The sequence below is a fragment of the Pseudomonas sp. B14(2017) genome (genome assembly GCF_002113255.1).
Lineage (GTDB): Bacteria > Pseudomonadota > Gammaproteobacteria > Pseudomonadales > Pseudomonadaceae > Aquipseudomonas > Aquipseudomonas putida_Z.
In genome coordinates, this window is the sequence record NZ_NEJY01000031.1 from 16,053 (window position 1) to 31,712 (window position 15,660).

A 15,660-nucleotide genomic window follows, 5' to 3' on the forward strand; every position below is an offset into this window, starting at 1 on the left:
CCGCCCCGTTGAAAACAGCCATCACAGCCCCGCCGCCAGGCCGAGGAACGCCTGGATCAGGCGCAGCTCACGGCGGCGCTCCAGGCAGCCGATCAGGTGCTGGTTGACCAGGCCGTCACCGGCCAGCGGGCGTGCCACTACCCGCGGGTCATTGGCGACTTCGGTGGACGACACCACGCCAATGCCCAGCTCCGAGGCCACCGCTTCGGTCACCGCCTCGCGGCTATCCAGCTCCAGCAGCACCCGAGGTTGCACGGCGGCCTTGCTGCAGGCCTTGTCGAAGGTGCGCCGGGTGGTGGAGCTGGGTTCGCGCAACACCATGATCTGCTGGTGCAGCTCAGCCAGCGGCAAATCACCCTCGCCGCTGGCCCAGGCATGCCCCGCCGGCAGCAAGGCGCACAACCGCGACTCGCACAGGTTCTGCAAATGCAGGCCTTTGCGCGGCTCGATCTCGGTCAGCACGGCCACGTCGGCATGTTCGCTGAGCAATGCCGCCAAGGTTTCCTGGGCATTGCCCAGGCGCAGGTTGACGGTAATGCCCGGGTAGCGCTCGCGCAGCAGCGCCAGCATCGGCATGACCCGGTGCGGGCCATCGGCCGCCACCTCCAGGCGCCCGGTCAGCAGTTGCCGGTTGGCCTCGAGCATGGCCTGCGCCTCTTCGGCCAGGCCGAACATGGCGCGGGTGATGGCCGCCAGGCGGGTGCCCTCTTCGGTCAACTCCACCCGCCGCGCGGTACGCCGCAGCAAGGTGATCTGGTAGTGCTCCTCCAGCGCCTTCACGTGCCCGGTCACCGCCGGCTGGCTGATGAACAGGCGTGCGGCGGCACGGGTAAAGCTGCCCTCACGGGCCACGGCATCGAAGGCACGCAACTGGAACAGGTTCATATTTATCGGCCTGACTTATAGCTCGGATAACAACAAACAATTTGATTGATGACAGCGCCAATTGCAACCTAGGCCCCGTAGTTTCAGCCCACCGCTTGTGAGGAATAACGGAATGAGCAACGCCCCGATTCTGCTGACCCCCGGTCCCCTGACCACATCAATCCGCACCCGCCAAGCCATGCTGGTGGACTGGGGCTCCTGGGACCGCGACTTCAACCAACTGACTGCCAGTGTCTGCGAGCAACTGCTGGCCATCATCGACGGCAGCGCCAGCCACCACTGCGTGCCCCTGCAAGGCAGCGGTACCTTCGCCGTGGAAGCGGCCATCGGCACCCTGGTGCCGCGTGACGGCAAGGTCCTGGTGCTGATCAATGGCGCCTATGGCCAGCGCCTGGCGAAGATCTGCAAAGTGCTGGGCCGTGCCTACAGCACCTTCGAAACCGCCGAAGACCAGCCGACCACCGCCGCCGACGTCGACCGCCTGCTGGCCGCCGATCCGGCCATCACCCACGTCGCGCTGATCCACTGCGAAACCAGTACCGGCATCCTCAACCCGCTGCCCGAGATCGCCCAGGTGATCAAAGGCCACGGCAAGCGCCTGATCATCGACGCCATGAGCTCGTTCGGCGCACTGCCGATCGACGCCCGCGCCATCCCCTTCGAGGCGCTGATCGCCGCCTCCGGCAAATGCCTGGAAGGGGTACCTGGCATGGGCTTCGTGTTCGCCGAGAAAACCGCCCTGGCCGCTGCCGAAGGCAACGCCCACTCGCTGGCCATGGACCTGCACGACCAGCACACCTACATGGCCAAGACCGGCCAGTGGCGCTTCACCCCGCCGACCCACGTGGTCGCTGCCCTGCACGAAGCGCTGCAGCAATACAACGAGGAAGGTGGCCTGCCAGCGCGCCACCAGCGCTACGCCGACAACTGCAAGACCTTGCTCGACGGCATGGCCGCCATCGGCCTGCGCAGCTTCCTGCCTGCCGAGATCCAGGCGCCGATCATCGTCACCTTCCACGCACCGAACGATCCCCGCTACCAGTTCAAGGACTTCTACGAGCGGGTCAAGGCCAAGGGCTTCATCCTCTACCCGGGCAAGCTGACCCAGGTGGAAACCTTCCGTGTCGGCTGCATCGGCGTGGTCGGAGCGGATGGCATGCAGGCCGCCGTGAATGCCGTGGCCGAGGTGCTGCGGGAAATGGAAGTGCTGGACATCTGACCCTTTGCCCACCCAATTTCAGGAACAAGCGCACATGAACTACAGCAACCCTACCCAGCTGCAAGCCGCCATCCTTGACTGGGCCGGCACCGTGGTCGACTTCGGCTCCTTCGCCCCGACCCAGATCTTTGTCGAAGCCTTTGCCGAATTCGATGTGCAGGTGTCCATCGAAGAAGCCCGCGGCCCGATGGGCATGGGCAAGTGGGACCACATCCGCACCCTGTGCGATGTGCCGGAAATTGCCGAGCGCTACCGCAAGGTGTTCGGCCGCACCCCGACCGACGATGATGTCACCGCCATCTACAACCGCTTCATGCCGCTGCAGATCGAGAAGATCGCCGTGCACTCGGCGCTGATCCCCGGCGCCCTGGACACCCTCACCGGGCTGCGCCAGGACGGCCTGAAGATCGGTTCTTGCTCGGGCTACCCGAAGGTGGTGATGGACAAGGTGGTGGAGCTGGCCGCGCAGAACGGCTACGTGGCCGACCATGTGGTGGCCACCGACGAAACCCCGAACGGCCGCCCATGGCCGGCCCAGGCCCTGGCCAACGTGATCGCGCTGGGTATCGACGATGTAGCGGCGTGCGTGAAGGTCGACGATACCGTGCCGGGCATTCTCGAAGGCCGCCGTGCCGGCATGTGGACCGTGGCCCTGGTGTGCTCGGGCAATGCCCTGGGGCTGACCTGGGAAGGCTACCGCGCGCTGAGCGCCGAGAAGCTGGAAAGCGAGCGTCAGCGCATCCACGCCCTGTTCGCCGGCTCCCGCCCGCACTACCTGATCGACACCATCAACGAACTGCCAGAAGTGATCGCCGACATCAACCGGCGCCTGGCCAAGGGTGAGATGCCGCAGGCATCCTGACCCGGCCATGGGGGCCGCGTTGCGGCCCATCGCCGGCAAGCCAGCTCCCACAGGTACAGCGTAGTTCTCAAGATTGTCGCTGGACCTGTGGGAGCTGGCTTGCCGGCGATGGGCTGCAAAGCAGCCCTGTCAAAACCTTACTCCGGCAACTGCACCCGGGGTTTGGTTGCCGCGAAGATCGCCCAACTCGACACGAACAGCGCCGCAATCAATGGCCCGATCACGAAGCCGTTGAGCCCGAACACCGCCAGCCCGCCCAGCGTCGACACCAGAATCAGGTAGTCCGGCATGCGCGTGTCCTTGCCCACCAGGATCGGCCGCAACAAGTTGTCTACCAGGCCGATCACCAGCACGCCGAACGCGGTCAGGATCACCCCCGACAAAATCGCACCGGTCAGCAGGAAGTACGCCGCCACCGGCGCCCACACGATCCCCGCCCCTACCGCCGGCAACAGCGACAGAAACGCCATCAGCACCGCCCATACCAGCGCACTCGGGATATCCAGCACCCAGAAAATGAAACCGCCCAGCGCGCCCTGGGTAATGGCCACCAGCACGTTGCCTTTTACCGTCGCCCGCACCACACGGTTGAACTTCAGCTGCAAACGGCGTTTCTGGTGTTCGGGCAGCGGCACTGCCAGACGCACCTGGCGGGCGACCTCCGCGCCTTCGCGCAGGAAGAAGAACAACAGGTACATCATGATGCCGAAGCTGATCACGAACTCGAACGTGCCCTGCCCAAAGTTGAACGCCTGGCTGGCCAGCACCTGGCTGCCTTGGGTGGCCCATTTGGTGATCTTGTCGCGCAGCCCGTCGAGGTTGCCCATGCCCATGCTGTCCAGCCCCCGCTGGGCAAAAGCCGGAAGCATGTCCTTGCCGCGCTCGACATTGCCGGCAATATCCAGCTCCCCGTGCTCGATGCGCTGGTACAGGGCGGCTCCCTCCTGCACCAGCAGCGCGCTGGTGATGATCACCGGCAGGATCGCCACCAGCAGGCACACCAGCAAGGTGGCCGCCGCAGCCAGGTTGCGCCGGCGGCCGAAACGCAACAGGAGGTGGCGCTGCAGCGGGGCGAACAGGATGCCGAGTATCACCGCCCAGAAGATCGCACCGTAGTACGGCAGCAGGATCCAGATGAAGGCAATGGTCACCAGCGCCAGCAGTACTGCCAGGGCTTTGTTCTGCAGGGCGGTCTGGTTCATCGCGGGTCCTCGCATGGCTTATGCGTTATTAGTGCGCCGCACCTTGGCAAAAGTGCCGCCATTTCCTTGATGCAAATCAATACGGGCCGTATCTGCCAGCCCTAGCATCCGCGCCTTTTGCTCCGGTGCGCACATGACCCACATCGCCAAGCCCGAACTGCTGGCCCCCGCCGGCACCCTCAAGACCATGCGCTACGCCTTCGCCTATGGCGCCGACGCGGTCTACGCCGGCCAGCCACGCTACAGCTTGCGGGTGCGCAACAACGAGTTCGACCATGCCAACCTGGCCCTGGGCATCCAGGAGGCGCATGCCTTGGGCAAACGCTTCTACGTGGTGGTCAACATTGCCCCGCACAATGCCAAGCTCAAGACCTTCCTCAAGGACCTGGCGCCGGTGATCGAGATGGCACCGGACGCGCTGATCATGTCCGACCCAGGCCTGATCATGCTGGTACGCCAGCACTTCCCGCAGATGCCGGTGCACCTGTCGGTGCAGGCCAACACGGTCAACTGGGCCAGCGTGCAGTTCTGGCAGCAACTGGGCCTGAGCCGGGTGATCCTGTCGCGCGAGCTGTCGCTCGAAGAGATCGAGGAAATCCGCCAGCAGGTGCCGGAAATGGAGCTGGAGGTGTTCGTCCATGGTGCCCTGTGCATGGCCTACTCCGGCCGTTGCCTGCTGTCGGGCTACCTCAACAAGCGCGATGCCAACCAGGGCAGCTGCACCAACGCTTGCCGCTGGAAGTATGACGCCACCCCGGCCACCGAAAACGCCACTGGCGACATCGTGCGCGAAGTGCAGCCGACGCTGGGCCTGGGTGCACCGACCGAGCAGGTATTCCTGCTGCAGGAAAGCAACCGCCCCGGCACCGAAATGCCGGCGTTCGAAGACGAGCACGGCACCTACATCATGAATGCCAAGGACCTGCGCGCCATCCAGCACGTCGGGCGCCTCGCCGCCATGGGCGTGCACTCGCTGAAGATCGAAGGCCGCACCAAGTCGCACTTCTACTGCGCCCGCGCCGTGCAGTCGTACCGCCAGGCGATCGACGACGCGGTGGCCGGGCGACCATTCGACCGCTCCCTGATGGACAACCTCGAATCCCTGGCCCAGCGCGGTTACACCGAAGGCTTCCTGCGCCGCCACGTGCACGACGAGTACCAGAACTACCAGCGTGGCAACTCGGTGTCCGAGCGCCAGCAGTTCGTTGGCGAGCTGACCGGGGTGCGCGTCGACGGCCTGGCCGAGGTCAAGGTGAAGAACCGCTTCGCCGTGGGCGACCATCTGGAACTGATGACCCCACGCGGCAACTACCACTTCGATCTCGAGCACATGAGCAATGGCCAGCAGCAACCGCTGCAGGTCGCACCGGGCGATGGCCACACCATCTACCTTCCTGTTCCCGAGCAGGTGCCATTGGCATACGGCCTGCTGATGCGTGACCTGCCAGCTTGAGCGAGGTGGCTAGAGTTCAATCCTGGTAATGGCGCCAAGCCGCCGGTCGCCCAATTCCTTACGAATCTGCTGACGAAAAGCGGCGAAACGTTCCACATCAAAACGGTAAACAGTGCCGGTGTTCCACACGACGATGTCACGCTGGGTCTCGCTCCAGAACCCGAAGTCGCGCATCTCCACCGTGCCGTTGAAACGAAACGAGTAGACCGCCAGATGGATCTGGCCCTCCTCGTCCTTCTGGCAGGGTGTTATCAGAAACGATGAGGCGACGTCGTTCTGCCAACCAGACTGCAGGAACTTGCTGGCGTGAGCACTGATGCGCAGTTCCTGCATGGATGCACGCGCCAGTTGGGCCAACAGCGTTGGTGTGCTGCCTGTGCCGATGGGCTCGAGCCTGGTATCGAAATCGTCATGGTCCCTGATGACCTGGGGCGGCAACTCCAGGGCGGCCGTCCTTACGCAGCCATGTTTCTCCAGGCGATTGCGGAAGCGGTCGAACCAGCTTTTCCATAGCTCGTCCCGGTCGAGGAAGCGGCTTGCGAACTCATCGGCATGGTCCAGCAACGTTTGCACGTCCTGGCGTTCCTCTTCGGACAGGTTTGGTCCGATGCCGATCAGATTGGTCTTGGAGTACAACAGGCAGTCCAGTGGTAGGGTCATGATCCAGCAGGCTCTCAGATAGGTGTGCCGCACGTTAGCCAGCGTGATGACAGGCCGGCATCCGGAACCACTACCAGGCAGGTAGACTGCTTGCCCAACAAGGCTGGCGAACGGCAACAGGCCGCGCTGCGCCTGGAAGCCGCTTACGCTATGCTGCTGGCCGACCGCTGGATATCGGACCGCCCCTGGGGCCGTAACGACACCAGGCGCGTGCAAGGCTCAGGCCTGGTCGCCGGTATCCGCCCACGTTTTTGAAGGAGTGCTTCATGAAGCTGCGTAAACACCTGCTGCCCCTGGGCCTGCTGGCCATCACCGGCCTGGCCCAGGCTGCCGAGACCATCGACGTCTACCGCGACCCCAACTGTGGCTGCTGCAAGGCCTGGATCAGCCACCTGCGCGACAACGGCTTCACCGTCAACGACCATGTCGAGCCGAACATGAGCGAGGTGAAGCAACGCCTGGGCGTGGCGCCACGCCTGGCGTCGTGCCATACCGGGGTGATCGATGGCAAGTTCGTCGAAGGCCACGTACCGGCCGAGCAGGTGCGCCTGCTGGCCAAGCGCAACGACCTCAAGGGCCTGGCCGTGCCGGGCATGCCCATGGGCTCGCCCGGCATGGAAATGGGTGACCACAAGGATGCCTACCAGGTCATCGGCGTGACCCAGGACGGCAAGGACACCGTGGTCGCCAACTACTGATGCTCAGCCTGTGGGCGCTGTTCCTCAGCGCCTTCGGCGCCGCCACCCTGCTACCGCTGCAATCGGAGGCCGTGCTGGTCGGCCTTTTGCTGCGCCAGCCCGAGGCCTGGGCCACCCTGCTGCTGGTGGCGACCCTGGGCAATGTGCTGGGCTCGGTGGTCAACTGGGTGCTAGGGCGGGCCATCGAGCACCTGCGGGACAAGCGCTGGTTCCCGTTCAGCCCTGCCCAGCTGGAACGCGCGCAACAGCGCTACCAGCGCTGGGGGCAATGGTCGCTGCTGCTCAGCTGGATGCCGGTGATCGGCGACCCGCTGACGCTGATCGCCGGCATCATGCGTGAGCCGTTCTGGCGCTTCCTGCTGCTGGTGACCCTGGCCAAAGCCGGCCGCTATGGGGTGCTGGCGATGATTACCCTGGGCTGGTTTCACGCCTGGTAACACCTTTCACGTTCCGCGTGGTCCACTGGCTGTTACAGTCGCCCCTTCCTACATGGCCCTACACGGAGTGCCCCCATGCTGCGCGCAACCGCCCTGGCCCTGGCCTGCCTCGCCGGCAGTTCGGCCATCGCCGCCGAATCGCCCACCTATGGCCCCCAGCTGGAGGGCTTCAACTACCCGCATCCGCTCAAGCATTTCGACTTCAAGTCCCAGGGCCAGGCCCTGCAGATGGGCTACATGGACGTACCCGCCCAGGGCCAGGCCAACGGCCACAGCGTGGTGCTGATGCACGGCAAGAACTTCTGCGCCGCCACCTGGGAAACCACCATCGACGCCCTGAGCAAGGCTGGCTACCGGGTCATCGCCCCCGACCAGGTCGGCTTCTGCAGCTCCAGCAAGCCGGCGCATTACCAGTACAGCTTCCAGCAGCTGGCGAGCAACACCCATGCCCTGCTCGAACAGCTGGGGGTGAAGCAAAGCATCGTGCTCGGCCACTCCACCGGCGGCATGCTCGCCACCCGCTATGCGTTGATGTACCCGCAGCAGGTGGAGCGCCTGGCGATGGTCAACCCCATCGGGCTGGAAGACTGGAAAGCCCTGGGCGTGCCCTACCGCACGGTGGACCAGTGGTATGCGCGCGAGCTCAAGCTGGATGCCGAAGGCGTGCGCGAGTATGAGCGCAAGACCTACTACGCCGGGCGCTGGAAGCCGGAGTACGAGCGCTGGGTGCAGATGCTGGCGGGCCTGAACAAGGGGCCGGGGCATGAAGCGGTGGCGTGGAACTCGGCGCTGATCTACGACATGATCTTCACCCAGCCGGTGTACCACGAATTCAAGGACCTGCAGATGCCCACCCTGCTGCTGATCGGTGACCAGGACACCACTGCCATCGGCAGTGATATCGCGCCGCCGGAGGTGAAAGCGAAGCTGGGCAAGTATGCAGTGCTGGGGCCGCAGGTGGCCAAGCTGATTCCCAAGGGTGAGCTGATTACCTTTGAAGGCATGGGGCATGCGCCGCAGATCGAGGAGCCGGTGCGGTTCAACCGTATGCTGGTGGAGTGGTTAGGGCGCTAGATCTAATTTGGGGGCCGCTTTGCGGCCCATCGCCGGCAAGCCAGCTCCCACCTTGACCGCATCAGCCTCATGCTTTGTTCAGCACCTGTGGAAGCTGCCCTGCTTCTGAACGTAGCGCGGTCGAGGTGGGAGCTGGCTTGCCGGCGATGGGCTGCAAAGCAGCCCCTTTGGCCCGTCACATCTTCCAGACCTGCTCCTCGGTCCAGCCCAGCTCGGCAAAGTCCGCCGCCCGCAACCCCGCCTCTTCCTCGCAGAAAAACTCATCCAGCTGCGGCGGCCTCACTGCCGTGTCACTGAGCATCGCATGCACCTGCCCACGGTGATGCACCTGGTGCTCGAACAGGTGCGCCAGCAGCCGCAGCCGTTGCTCGCGCTGTACCCGCTCGGGGCGAACGATGCTCACATAGCGCCCCAGCTCACCATCGCGCAGGCCCCGGCAATAGGCGATCAGCCGGTGATCGGCCTGGGCCTGTTCGGCATGCAGGTCGGTGCAGGTGGCAAACGGCTGTTCGGGGTCGAAGAAGCGCTCGCCGTCAGCGTCGGGCTGCTCGCCACGCTGCTCGCATTCGAGCATGTGCAGGTAGAACCAGTCCACCGTCAGCAGGTGGTTGAGGGTGGCCTTGATCGACGGGAAAAAGCTGCAGCGCGGGGCGACGAATTCGTCCTGGGTCAGTTGCAGGCAGGCCTTGTACAGACGGTGGTTGGCCCAGCCATTGTTGTAGGCCTGGGTCAGCAGATGATGCGACAGCGGCTCCATGGTTCGGCTCCTTTTCAGGCGAAGCGTTGCAGTTGCATCTCCCGTAGCCGGCTCAGGGTCCGTTGGTACGGGAACGCCAGATACCCTTGAGTGTAGAGGGCATCCAGCGGCACCTGTGCCTCCAGGTACAACGCCACCCGGCGGTCGTAGCATTCGTCGACCAGGGCAATGAAGCGGCGCACCGCGTCGTCCTTGGGCGACAGCGCCGGCAGCTCGCGGTCACCCGCCACCACCCGCGCCGCAGCATCCTCGGTGCCCCGGGCAATGCGCCCGGCCCGCTGTTCACCCCCCAGCGCCGGAATGCCCGACACCAGGATGGCCGGGAACCGGTCGCACAGGGCCATGAACTCCATGGCCGCCAGCGGCTGTTCGCACAGGTCGGTGAAGCGGCACCAGATGGCCTGCGCGCTGCGCCGCACCACCTGCACCTGCCGGGAGCCGATCGCCAAGGGCTGATCGTGGCCTGCGTCGCCGGGGCTGAGCTGGCGGAACACCTCGCCCAGCTGGCTGGCCTGCCCCGCTTGCGCCACCCAGTAACGCTGGCGCTCGGCGCCGGGGTGCAGGCGGTGGTCCTGCTCGCCGGCTACCGGCAGTACCTGCATGTGCCGCTGGATGGCGGCGATGGCCGGCAGGAAACGCTCGCGGTTGAAGCCGTCGCGGTAGAGCTGCTCGGGTGGCTGGTTGGAGGTGGCGACGATAACAACGCCTTGGTCGAACAGTACCTGGAACAGGCGGCCGAGGATGATCGCGTCACCGATGTCGTTGACGAACAGCTCGTCGAAGCACAGCACGCGTATCTGCCCTGCCAGCTCCACGGCCAGCGCCAGCAGCGGGTCGGCGGTGCCGTTGAGCTGGAACAGGCGCTGGTGGACCCAGGCCATGAAGTGGTGGAAGTGCTGGCGCCGGCTGGGTACCCGCAGGCAGTGGTGGAACTGGTCCATCAGCCAGGTCTTGCCGCGGCCGACCGGGCCCCAGAGGTAGATACCCTGAGTGGGGCGGCCCTGTTCGACGGCCTGGAAACAAGCCTGCAAGGCCTCGACGGCGCGGGCCTGGGCGGGGTCGGCGACATAGCCCTGAGTGGTCAGGGCCTGCTGGTAGAGGGAATGGGGATCGATAGCCATGCGGCATTATCTGCACCGGCCTCATCGCCGGCAAGCCAGCTCCCACCTCGACCGCATTGGCCCCAAGCCATGCGCTATCCCTGTGGGAGCTGGCTTGCCGGCGATGAGGCCGGTGCATGTGACTTTGGCTCAGCTGTCTCCCAATCCAACTTTCAGCAACGCGCCGTCCTTGTTATCGGTCAGCACATACAGGTAGCCATCCGGCCCCACCCGCACATCGCGGATACGCGCCTTCAGCTCACCCAGCAAACGCTCTTCATGCACCACCTTGTCGCCATCCAGTTGCAGGCGGATCAGCTCCTGGGTGGCCAGCGCGCCAATGAACAGGTTGTGGTCCCAGGCCTTGAACGTAGGGCTGTCGTAGAACGCCATGCCGCTGATGCCCGGCGACTTCTCCCATACATGGTGCGGGTCGACCATGCCCTGCACCTGCTTGCCCTTGGCCTCGGGAATCGGCAGCAGCGAATAGTTGATGCCGTGGGTCGCAATCGGCCAGCCATAGTTCTTGCCAGGCTCGGGAATGTTGATCTCATCGCCGCCGCGCGGGCCGTGCTCGTGGGTCCACAGCTTGCCGGTCCACGGGTTGAGTGCGGCGCCTTGCTGGTTGCGGTGGCCGAACGACCAGATCTCCGGCCGCACGTTGTCCTTGCCGACGAAGGGGTTGTCCCTGGGTACTCCGCCGTCCGGCAAAATACGCACGATCTTGCCTTGCAGCTTGTCCAGGTCCTGGGCGGTCGGGCGCTGGTTGTTCTCGCCGAGGGCGATGAACAGGTAGCCGTCGCGGTCGAACACCAGGCGCGAGCCGAAGTGGTTGCCCTCCGACAGCTTGGGCTGCTGGCGGAAGATGACGTTGAAGTTTTCCAGCCGGGCGCGGTCCTGGGACAACTGGCCACGGCCGACCGCCGTACCGGCCTTGCCGTCACTGCCCTCTTCGGCGTAGGACAGGTAGACGGTGCGGTCCTTGGCGAACTCCGGCGACAGCACCACATCCAGCAGGCCGCCCTGGCCCTCGGCCCAGACCTTGGGCACACCACTGATCGGCGGGCCGACCTTGCCTTCGGCATTGACCACCCGCAAGTTGCCGGCGCGCTCGGTGACCAGCATGTCCTTGCCGCCCGGCAGGAACGCCAGGGCCCAAGGGTTGCGCAGGCCGTCGGCCACTGTGCTGACGGTCAAGGTGCCTTCTTCACTGCGAAGCTGCTGTTCGGCCGCCGCCTGTGCCAGCAGGGGCAGGAGTGCGGCGGCGGTCAGGGTGACAAGCCAGGGTGCTCGAAGCATGCAGGATTCCTTTCGTAGGGCGCTCATGGCGCGCGCGGGTTGCCGCGGGGTGGTCGGGTGGGCTCCAGGTTCGGGGTTTGCTGCTGGCGGCGCAGGTTGTCGCCATTGCCGATGCCGCGGTTGTCCAGGGTGGGCGTGCGCTGGTACGGGTCGGTGGACGGGCCGCGCACGGGAGGTGCGGCCGGCATGCTGCCTTGGCGGCTGTTGGGGTTGGCGCGCTGGATCGGGCTGTTGTAGGGGTTGTTGTTGCCGGCGGCGAGTTGCAAGGGCGGCTCGGGGGCCGCTTGCGCGGGCAGGCACAGCACCAGGCCGAAGGCCAGGATGGGCAATGTCGGGGTCATGCTTCACCTCCTGTACGAAAATGCCGCGCCTGGTGGGTTTGATAGCCTAAGGCGCGAAGGGTTCGCGGCAAAAGTGTGAATGCGGGTGGAGATGATTCCTGATGTTTCAGTATGGGCCTTGGGGGCTGCTTTGCAGCCCATCGCGACACAAGGCCGCTCCTACAGGGGTACGCGATTACCTGTAGGAGCGGCCTTGTGTCGCGATGGGCCGCAAAGCGGCCCCAGGTTACTGGCCCTTGTCCACCTTGTGCCGCGCCGCATACAGGCACAACATTTCCATCGCCAAGGTCGCCCCGGCCAGCGCGGTGATATCGGCATGGTCATAGGCTGGCGCCACCTCCACCAGGTCCATGCCCACCAGGTTGATACCGCGCAGCCCGCCGATGATCTCCAGCGCCTGCACCGTGCTCAGCCCGCCGCACACCGGCGTGCCGGTACCAGGCGCATAGGCCGGGTCGAGGCAGTCGATATCGAAGGTCAGGTACACCGGCCGCTCGCCCACCCGCTGGCGAATCGCCGCGATCACCGCCTCGGTGCCCTGCCGGTGCACCTGGCGGGCGTCGAGGATGGCAAAGCCCTGGCTGTCATCATTGGTGGTGCGCAGGCCGATCTGCACCGAGCTGGCCGGGTCCACCAGGCCTTCGCGGGCGGCATGCCAGAACATGGTGCCGTGGTCGATGCGCTTGCCTTCCTCGTCCGGCCAGGTGTCGCTGTGCGCATCGAAGTGGATCAGCGCCAGCGGGCCATGCCGGCGGGCATGGGCCTTGAGCAGCGGGTAGCTGATGAAGTGGTCGCCACCCAGGGTGAGCATGGCGCAGCCTGCTTCCAGAATATGCGTGGCATGGGCCTCGATGCTGTCCGGTACCGACTGTGGGGTGCCGCTGTCGAAGGCGCAATCGCCATAGTCGATCACCGCCAGGTGGTCGAACGGGTCGAACGCCCACGGCCAGTGCCGGGCCCAGGCCTGCTGCACCGAAGCGGCGCGGATCGCCCGCGGGCCGAAGCGCGCACCTGGGCGGTTGCTGGTGGCAGTATCGAACGGCACACCACTGACCACCACATCGACACCACGCAGGTCGCGGCTGTAGCGGCGGCGAGAGAAACTGGTAATGCCGGCGTAGGTACTTTCCGCAGCGGTGCCATACAGGCTGTCGCGGGTCATGGCCTGGTCGTTGTTTGCGGCTTGCTCCACGGTCGGGCTCCTTTGTCGTTATCGGTTACTGGCGGCTGCGGAACGCGGTCCACAGGCGGTTGCGCTGGCGCAGGTCGGCCAGGGCCATGCTGCGGTCGGCATACAGGCGCTGGCGCACCGCGGCCGACGGGTAGATGTCCGGGTCGTTGCGCACTGCTTCGTCCACCAGCGGCGTGGCCGCCTGGTTGGCGTTGGCGAAGAACAGCGTGTTGGTCAGCGCCGCCACCGACTCGGGCTTGAGCATGAAGGCGATGAACGCCCGCGCGGCCTCGGGGTGCGGGGCGTCCTTGGGAATGACCAGGTTGTCCTGCCATACCAGCGTGCCTTCGCGGGGGATGCGGTAGATCAGCTCGAACGGCTTGCCGGCGCGGCGTGCCTGGTCGGCGGCCATCGCCGCATCGCCGTTGTAGGTCAGCGCCAGGCACACGCTGCCATTGGCCAGGTCGCTGATCTGCCGGCCATTGGCGACGTAGCTGATCGACGGCTGCAGCTGGCTCAGCAGGCTCTGCGCGGCGGCCAGGTCGTCCTTGTCCTGGCTGTAAGGGTCCTTGCCCAGGTAGTTCAAGGCCACGCCGATCACCTCCTGGGGCGAGTCGGGCATGGCGATGCCGCAGTCCTTCAGCCGGCTGGCGTACTCGGGCTTGAACAGCAGGTCGAGGCTGTCCAGCGGCACATTCCCCAGGCGTTGGCGCACCGCCTCCACATTCACCCCCAGGCCCAGGGTGCCCCAGGTGTAGGGCACGGCATGGCGGTTGCCGGGGTCGGCCTCGGCGAGCTTGGCCAGCAGGTCCTTGTCGAGGTTGGCATAGCCAGGCATGGCCTGGGGGTCGAGCGGCTGCAGGGCGTTGGCCTTGAGCGCCCGGGCCAGCACGGCCGACGACGGCACCACCACGTCATAGCCGCTGCCACCGGTCAGCAGCTTGGTTTCCAGCACTTCGGTGGTGTCGAAGGTGTCGTAGCGCACCTTGTAGCCGGTTTCCTGCTCGAAGCGCTGGAGGGTTTGCGGGGCGACATAGTCGGCCCAGCTGTAGAGGTTGACGACCTTTTCTTCGGCCTGCAGGGGCAAGGCCAGGACCAGGGACAGCAGGCACAACGATCGACGCATGGCGGACACCTCGGCAAATGGGTGGATGCCGCGAGCATGCCAGCCGGGTTACATTGCAGGAATGGCAAGTTTGCAAAGCTGACATTCATCAGAGGCAATGTAATGCTCGGACAAGTGCACGACCCCGACCTGCACCTGCTGCGGCTGTTCGTCACTGTAGTCGAGGCCGGTGGCTTCAGTGCCGCGCAAGGCGTGCTGGGCCTGAGCCAGCCCACCATCAGCCAGCGCATGGCGCAGCTGGAAGCGCGGCTGGGCTACCGCCTGTGCAGCCGCGGCAAGGGTGGTTTTCACCTGACGGAAAAAGGCGCGTTGTTGCTGGACGCCGCCCGAGGGTTACTGCTGAACATCGAACAGTTTCGCCAGCAGGCCAATGGCGTTGCCGGGCGGCTGCTGGGGACCGTGCGCATAGGCATGGCGGAGAACCAGGACAAGGCGGTGAGCCTGAAGCTGGCGGCGGCCATTGCGGCGTTTCGCAGGCGCGAGGAGGCGGTGCAGCTGGAGCTGATCAGTGCGCCACCGGCAGAGCTGGAGCGCTTGTTGCTGGAGCAGCGGCTGGATTACGCCATCAGCTACTTTTCCGGCAACCAGGCAGCCTTTGATTACCAGCCGCTGTTCGAGGAGCGGCAACGGCTGTATTGCGGCAAGGGCCATGTGCTGTTCGGTGAGGCTGGCGTTGGGCGGGAGCGGTTACTGGCGATGGACCAGGTGCGCCATCCGTACCGGTTTCTCAAGGGCGGCGAGCCGTTCCAGAGCCAGCGCAGCATGGCGGTGGCGGAGCAGATCGAGAGCGTGCTGACGTTCATTCTGTCGGGGCGGCATATTGGCTATCTGCCATGCCATTGCGCGCAAGCTTGGGAAGCTGAGGGGTTGTTGTGGGCGCTGGACCCGGGGTTGGACTTTGTGGTGCCGTTTACCCTGGCCAGGCACCGGGCGCAGGCGGTTGGCGAGGCACAGCAAGCGTTTGCACAGGATTTGCTGGCGGCGTTTGCCTGACCCGGCCTCTTCGCGGGTAAACCCGCTCCCACAGGGACCGCGACTTCCTAAGGCATGTGCGGTCTCTGTGGGAGCGGCCTTGTGTCGCGAAAGGGCCGCAAAGCGGCCCCGCCAATATGAGCTGCAGAGCTGAAATCCTGGGGGCGCTTCGCACCCCTTTCGCGACACAAGGCCGCTCCTACAGAACCGCGCAGCGTCAGTAAGCCATGCTCCAGGTCAGCACCGGGCGGCGAGGCACAGCAGGCGTTTGCACAGGATTTGCTGGCGGCGTTTGTCTGACCGGGGATCGTGTCCCGGGAAGTGGTGTAACTGAACCAGCCGAAGGCGCCCTGCGGGCGAAAGAGGATGGTCATCGTGGTTCTTGGCTAACGTTGAGTTTGCGA

At 65.3% G+C, this 15,660-nt stretch carries 16 protein-coding genes and 1 pseudogene; 8 read left to right on the forward strand and 9 right to left on the reverse strand.

The window, feature by feature from the left end; translation table 11 throughout:
• Window positions 1–21: 21 nt before the first annotated feature.
• Complete coding sequence (locus CAG34_RS25875; protein WP_015269648.1) at window positions 22–885, reverse strand: LysR substrate-binding domain-containing protein; 864 nt, start codon at window positions 883–885, stop codon at window positions 22–24.
• A 112-nt stretch (window positions 886–997) separates the two neighbouring features.
• Here CAG34_RS25875 and CAG34_RS25880 point away from each other — a divergent pair, with 112 nt between their 5' ends.
• Both CAG34_RS25880 and phnX read left to right on the forward strand, forming a co-directional pair.
• Complete coding sequence (locus CAG34_RS25880) at window positions 998–2,104, forward strand: 2-aminoethylphosphonate--pyruvate transaminase (RefSeq protein ID WP_013971825.1); 1,107 nt, start codon at window positions 998–1,000, stop codon at window positions 2,102–2,104.
• A gap of 34 nt (window positions 2,105–2,138) precedes the next feature.
• The gene (gene phnX / locus CAG34_RS25885; protein WP_025338370.1) at window positions 2,139–2,966 is read left to right on the forward strand and encodes a phosphonoacetaldehyde hydrolase; all 828 of its coding nucleotides are present in this window, start codon (window positions 2,139–2,141) and stop codon (window positions 2,964–2,966) included.
• A 137-nt stretch (window positions 2,967–3,103) separates the two neighbouring features.
• Here the strand turns inward: phnX and CAG34_RS25890 are convergent, their stop codons facing one another.
• Window positions 3,104–4,168 carry an AI-2E family transporter gene (locus tag CAG34_RS25890; RefSeq protein WP_085593220.1) on the reverse strand — a complete coding sequence of 355 codons (1,065 nt, stop codon included), beginning with the start codon at window positions 4,166–4,168 and terminating at the stop codon, window positions 3,104–3,106.
• Window positions 4,169–4,301: 133 nt separating this feature from the next.
• Between CAG34_RS25890 and yegQ the strand changes: the two genes are divergently transcribed.
• A complete protein-coding gene (gene yegQ / locus CAG34_RS25895) occupies window positions 4,302–5,621 on the forward strand; it encodes a tRNA 5-hydroxyuridine modification protein YegQ (RefSeq protein ID WP_085593222.1) in 1,320 nt (439 codons plus the stop codon).
• A 9-nt stretch (window positions 5,622–5,630) separates the two neighbouring features.
• On the opposite strand, the gene CAG34_RS25900 is transcribed toward yegQ, so the two are convergent.
• Window positions 5,631–6,281, reverse strand: a complete 651-nt coding sequence (locus CAG34_RS25900; RefSeq protein ID WP_085593224.1) for a hypothetical protein — start codon at window positions 6,279–6,281, stop codon at window positions 5,631–5,633.
• Between the two features lie 102 nt (window positions 6,282–6,383).
• On the opposite strand from CAG34_RS25900, the pseudogene CAG34_RS28760 reads away from it, so the two are divergent.
• From CAG34_RS28760 to CAG34_RS25915, 4 genes and pseudogenes are all read left to right on the forward strand, one after another.
• A pseudogene (locus CAG34_RS28760) lies at window positions 6,384–6,533 on the forward strand (copper resistance protein CopB); the annotation flags it as partial.
• A gap of 14 nt (window positions 6,534–6,547) precedes the next feature.
• Window positions 6,548–6,979 carry a DUF411 domain-containing protein gene (locus CAG34_RS25905; protein ID WP_039614165.1) on the forward strand — a complete coding sequence of 144 codons (432 nt, stop codon included), beginning with the start codon at window positions 6,548–6,550 and terminating at the stop codon, window positions 6,977–6,979.
• Window positions 6,979–7,416: a YqaA family protein gene (locus tag CAG34_RS25910; protein WP_013971818.1), complete on the forward strand. Its 438-nt coding sequence runs from the start codon at window positions 6,979–6,981 to the stop codon at window positions 7,414–7,416. The genes CAG34_RS25905 and CAG34_RS25910 overlap by 1 nt, the downstream gene beginning before the upstream one ends.
• 75 nt (window positions 7,417–7,491) lie before the next feature.
• Window positions 7,492–8,490: an alpha/beta fold hydrolase gene (locus CAG34_RS25915; RefSeq protein WP_085593226.1), complete on the forward strand. Its 999-nt coding sequence runs from the start codon at window positions 7,492–7,494 to the stop codon at window positions 8,488–8,490.
• A gap of 175 nt (window positions 8,491–8,665) precedes the next feature.
• Here CAG34_RS25915 and CAG34_RS25920 read toward each other — a convergent pair whose 3' ends face one another.
• The 6 genes from CAG34_RS25920 to CAG34_RS25945 form a co-directional block, all read right to left on the reverse strand.
• Complete coding sequence (locus CAG34_RS25920) at window positions 8,666–9,247, reverse strand: DinB family protein (protein WP_085593228.1); 582 nt, start codon at window positions 9,245–9,247, stop codon at window positions 8,666–8,668.
• Between the two features lie 14 nt (window positions 9,248–9,261).
• The gene (gene zapE / locus CAG34_RS25925) at window positions 9,262–10,368 is read right to left on the reverse strand and encodes a cell division protein ZapE (protein WP_085593230.1); all 1,107 of its coding nucleotides are present in this window, start codon (window positions 10,366–10,368) and stop codon (window positions 9,262–9,264) included.
• A gap of 129 nt (window positions 10,369–10,497) precedes the next feature.
• Window positions 10,498–11,646, reverse strand: coding sequence for a PQQ-dependent sugar dehydrogenase (locus CAG34_RS25930; protein ID WP_085593232.1), 1,149 nt, complete (start codon window positions 11,644–11,646; stop codon window positions 10,498–10,500).
• A gap of 23 nt (window positions 11,647–11,669) precedes the next feature.
• On the reverse strand, window positions 11,670–11,987 hold the full coding sequence (locus CAG34_RS25935) for a hypothetical protein (protein WP_085593234.1): 318 nt from the start codon (window positions 11,985–11,987) through the stop codon (window positions 11,670–11,672).
• Window positions 11,988–12,213: 226 nt separating this feature from the next.
• Window positions 12,214–13,179 carry an agmatinase gene (gene speB / locus CAG34_RS25940; protein WP_085593236.1) on the reverse strand — a complete coding sequence of 322 codons (966 nt, stop codon included), beginning with the start codon at window positions 13,177–13,179 and terminating at the stop codon, window positions 12,214–12,216.
• 25 nt (window positions 13,180–13,204) lie between these two features.
• On the reverse strand, window positions 13,205–14,284 hold the full coding sequence (locus tag CAG34_RS25945) for an extracellular solute-binding protein (protein WP_085593238.1): 1,080 nt from the start codon (window positions 14,282–14,284) through the stop codon (window positions 13,205–13,207).
• 102 nt (window positions 14,285–14,386) lie between these two features.
• On the opposite strand from CAG34_RS25945, the gene CAG34_RS25950 reads away from it, so the two are divergent.
• A complete protein-coding gene (locus tag CAG34_RS25950) occupies window positions 14,387–15,277 on the forward strand; it encodes a LysR family transcriptional regulator (protein WP_085593240.1) in 891 nt (296 codons plus the stop codon).
• Window positions 15,278–15,660 lie beyond the last annotated feature (383 nt).

What these genes read in the sequence shown, in the direction of transcription:
- CAG34_RS25875 (WP_015269648.1), bottom strand. Translation starts at nt 885, where the DNA reads ATGAACCTGTTCCAGTTGCGTGCCTTCGATGCCGTGGCCCGTGAGGGC.
- CAG34_RS25880 (WP_013971825.1), top strand. Translation starts at nt 998, where the DNA reads ATGAGCAACGCCCCGATTCTGCTGACCCCCGGTCCCCTGACCACATCA.
- phnX (WP_025338370.1), top strand. Translation starts at nt 2,139, where the DNA reads ATGAACTACAGCAACCCTACCCAGCTGCAAGCCGCCATCCTTGACTGG.
- CAG34_RS25890 (WP_085593220.1), bottom strand. Translation starts at nt 4,168, where the DNA reads ATGAACCAGACCGCCCTGCAGAACAAAGCCCTGGCAGTACTGCTGGCG.
- yegQ (WP_085593222.1), top strand. Translation starts at nt 4,302, where the DNA reads ATGACCCACATCGCCAAGCCCGAACTGCTGGCCCCCGCCGGCACCCTC.
- CAG34_RS25900 (WP_085593224.1), bottom strand. Translation starts at nt 6,281, where the DNA reads ATGACCCTACCACTGGACTGCCTGTTGTACTCCAAGACCAATCTGATC.
- CAG34_RS25905 (WP_039614165.1), top strand. Translation starts at nt 6,548, where the DNA reads ATGAAGCTGCGTAAACACCTGCTGCCCCTGGGCCTGCTGGCCATCACC.
- CAG34_RS25910 (WP_013971818.1), top strand. Translation starts at nt 6,979, where the DNA reads ATGCTCAGCCTGTGGGCGCTGTTCCTCAGCGCCTTCGGCGCCGCCACC.
- CAG34_RS25915 (WP_085593226.1), top strand. Translation starts at nt 7,492, where the DNA reads ATGCTGCGCGCAACCGCCCTGGCCCTGGCCTGCCTCGCCGGCAGTTCG.
- CAG34_RS25920 (WP_085593228.1), bottom strand. Translation starts at nt 9,247, where the DNA reads ATGGAGCCGCTGTCGCATCATCTGCTGACCCAGGCCTACAACAATGGC.
- zapE (WP_085593230.1), bottom strand. Translation starts at nt 10,368, where the DNA reads ATGGCTATCGATCCCCATTCCCTCTACCAGCAGGCCCTGACCACTCAG.
- CAG34_RS25930 (WP_085593232.1), bottom strand. Translation starts at nt 11,646, where the DNA reads ATGCTTCGAGCACCCTGGCTTGTCACCCTGACCGCCGCCGCACTCCTG.
- CAG34_RS25935 (WP_085593234.1), bottom strand. Translation starts at nt 11,987, where the DNA reads ATGACCCCGACATTGCCCATCCTGGCCTTCGGCCTGGTGCTGTGCCTG.
- CAG34_RS25945 (WP_085593238.1), bottom strand. Translation starts at nt 14,284, where the DNA reads ATGCGTCGATCGTTGTGCCTGCTGTCCCTGGTCCTGGCCTTGCCCCTG.
- CAG34_RS25950 (WP_085593240.1), top strand. Translation starts at nt 14,387, where the DNA reads ATGCTCGGACAAGTGCACGACCCCGACCTGCACCTGCTGCGGCTGTTC.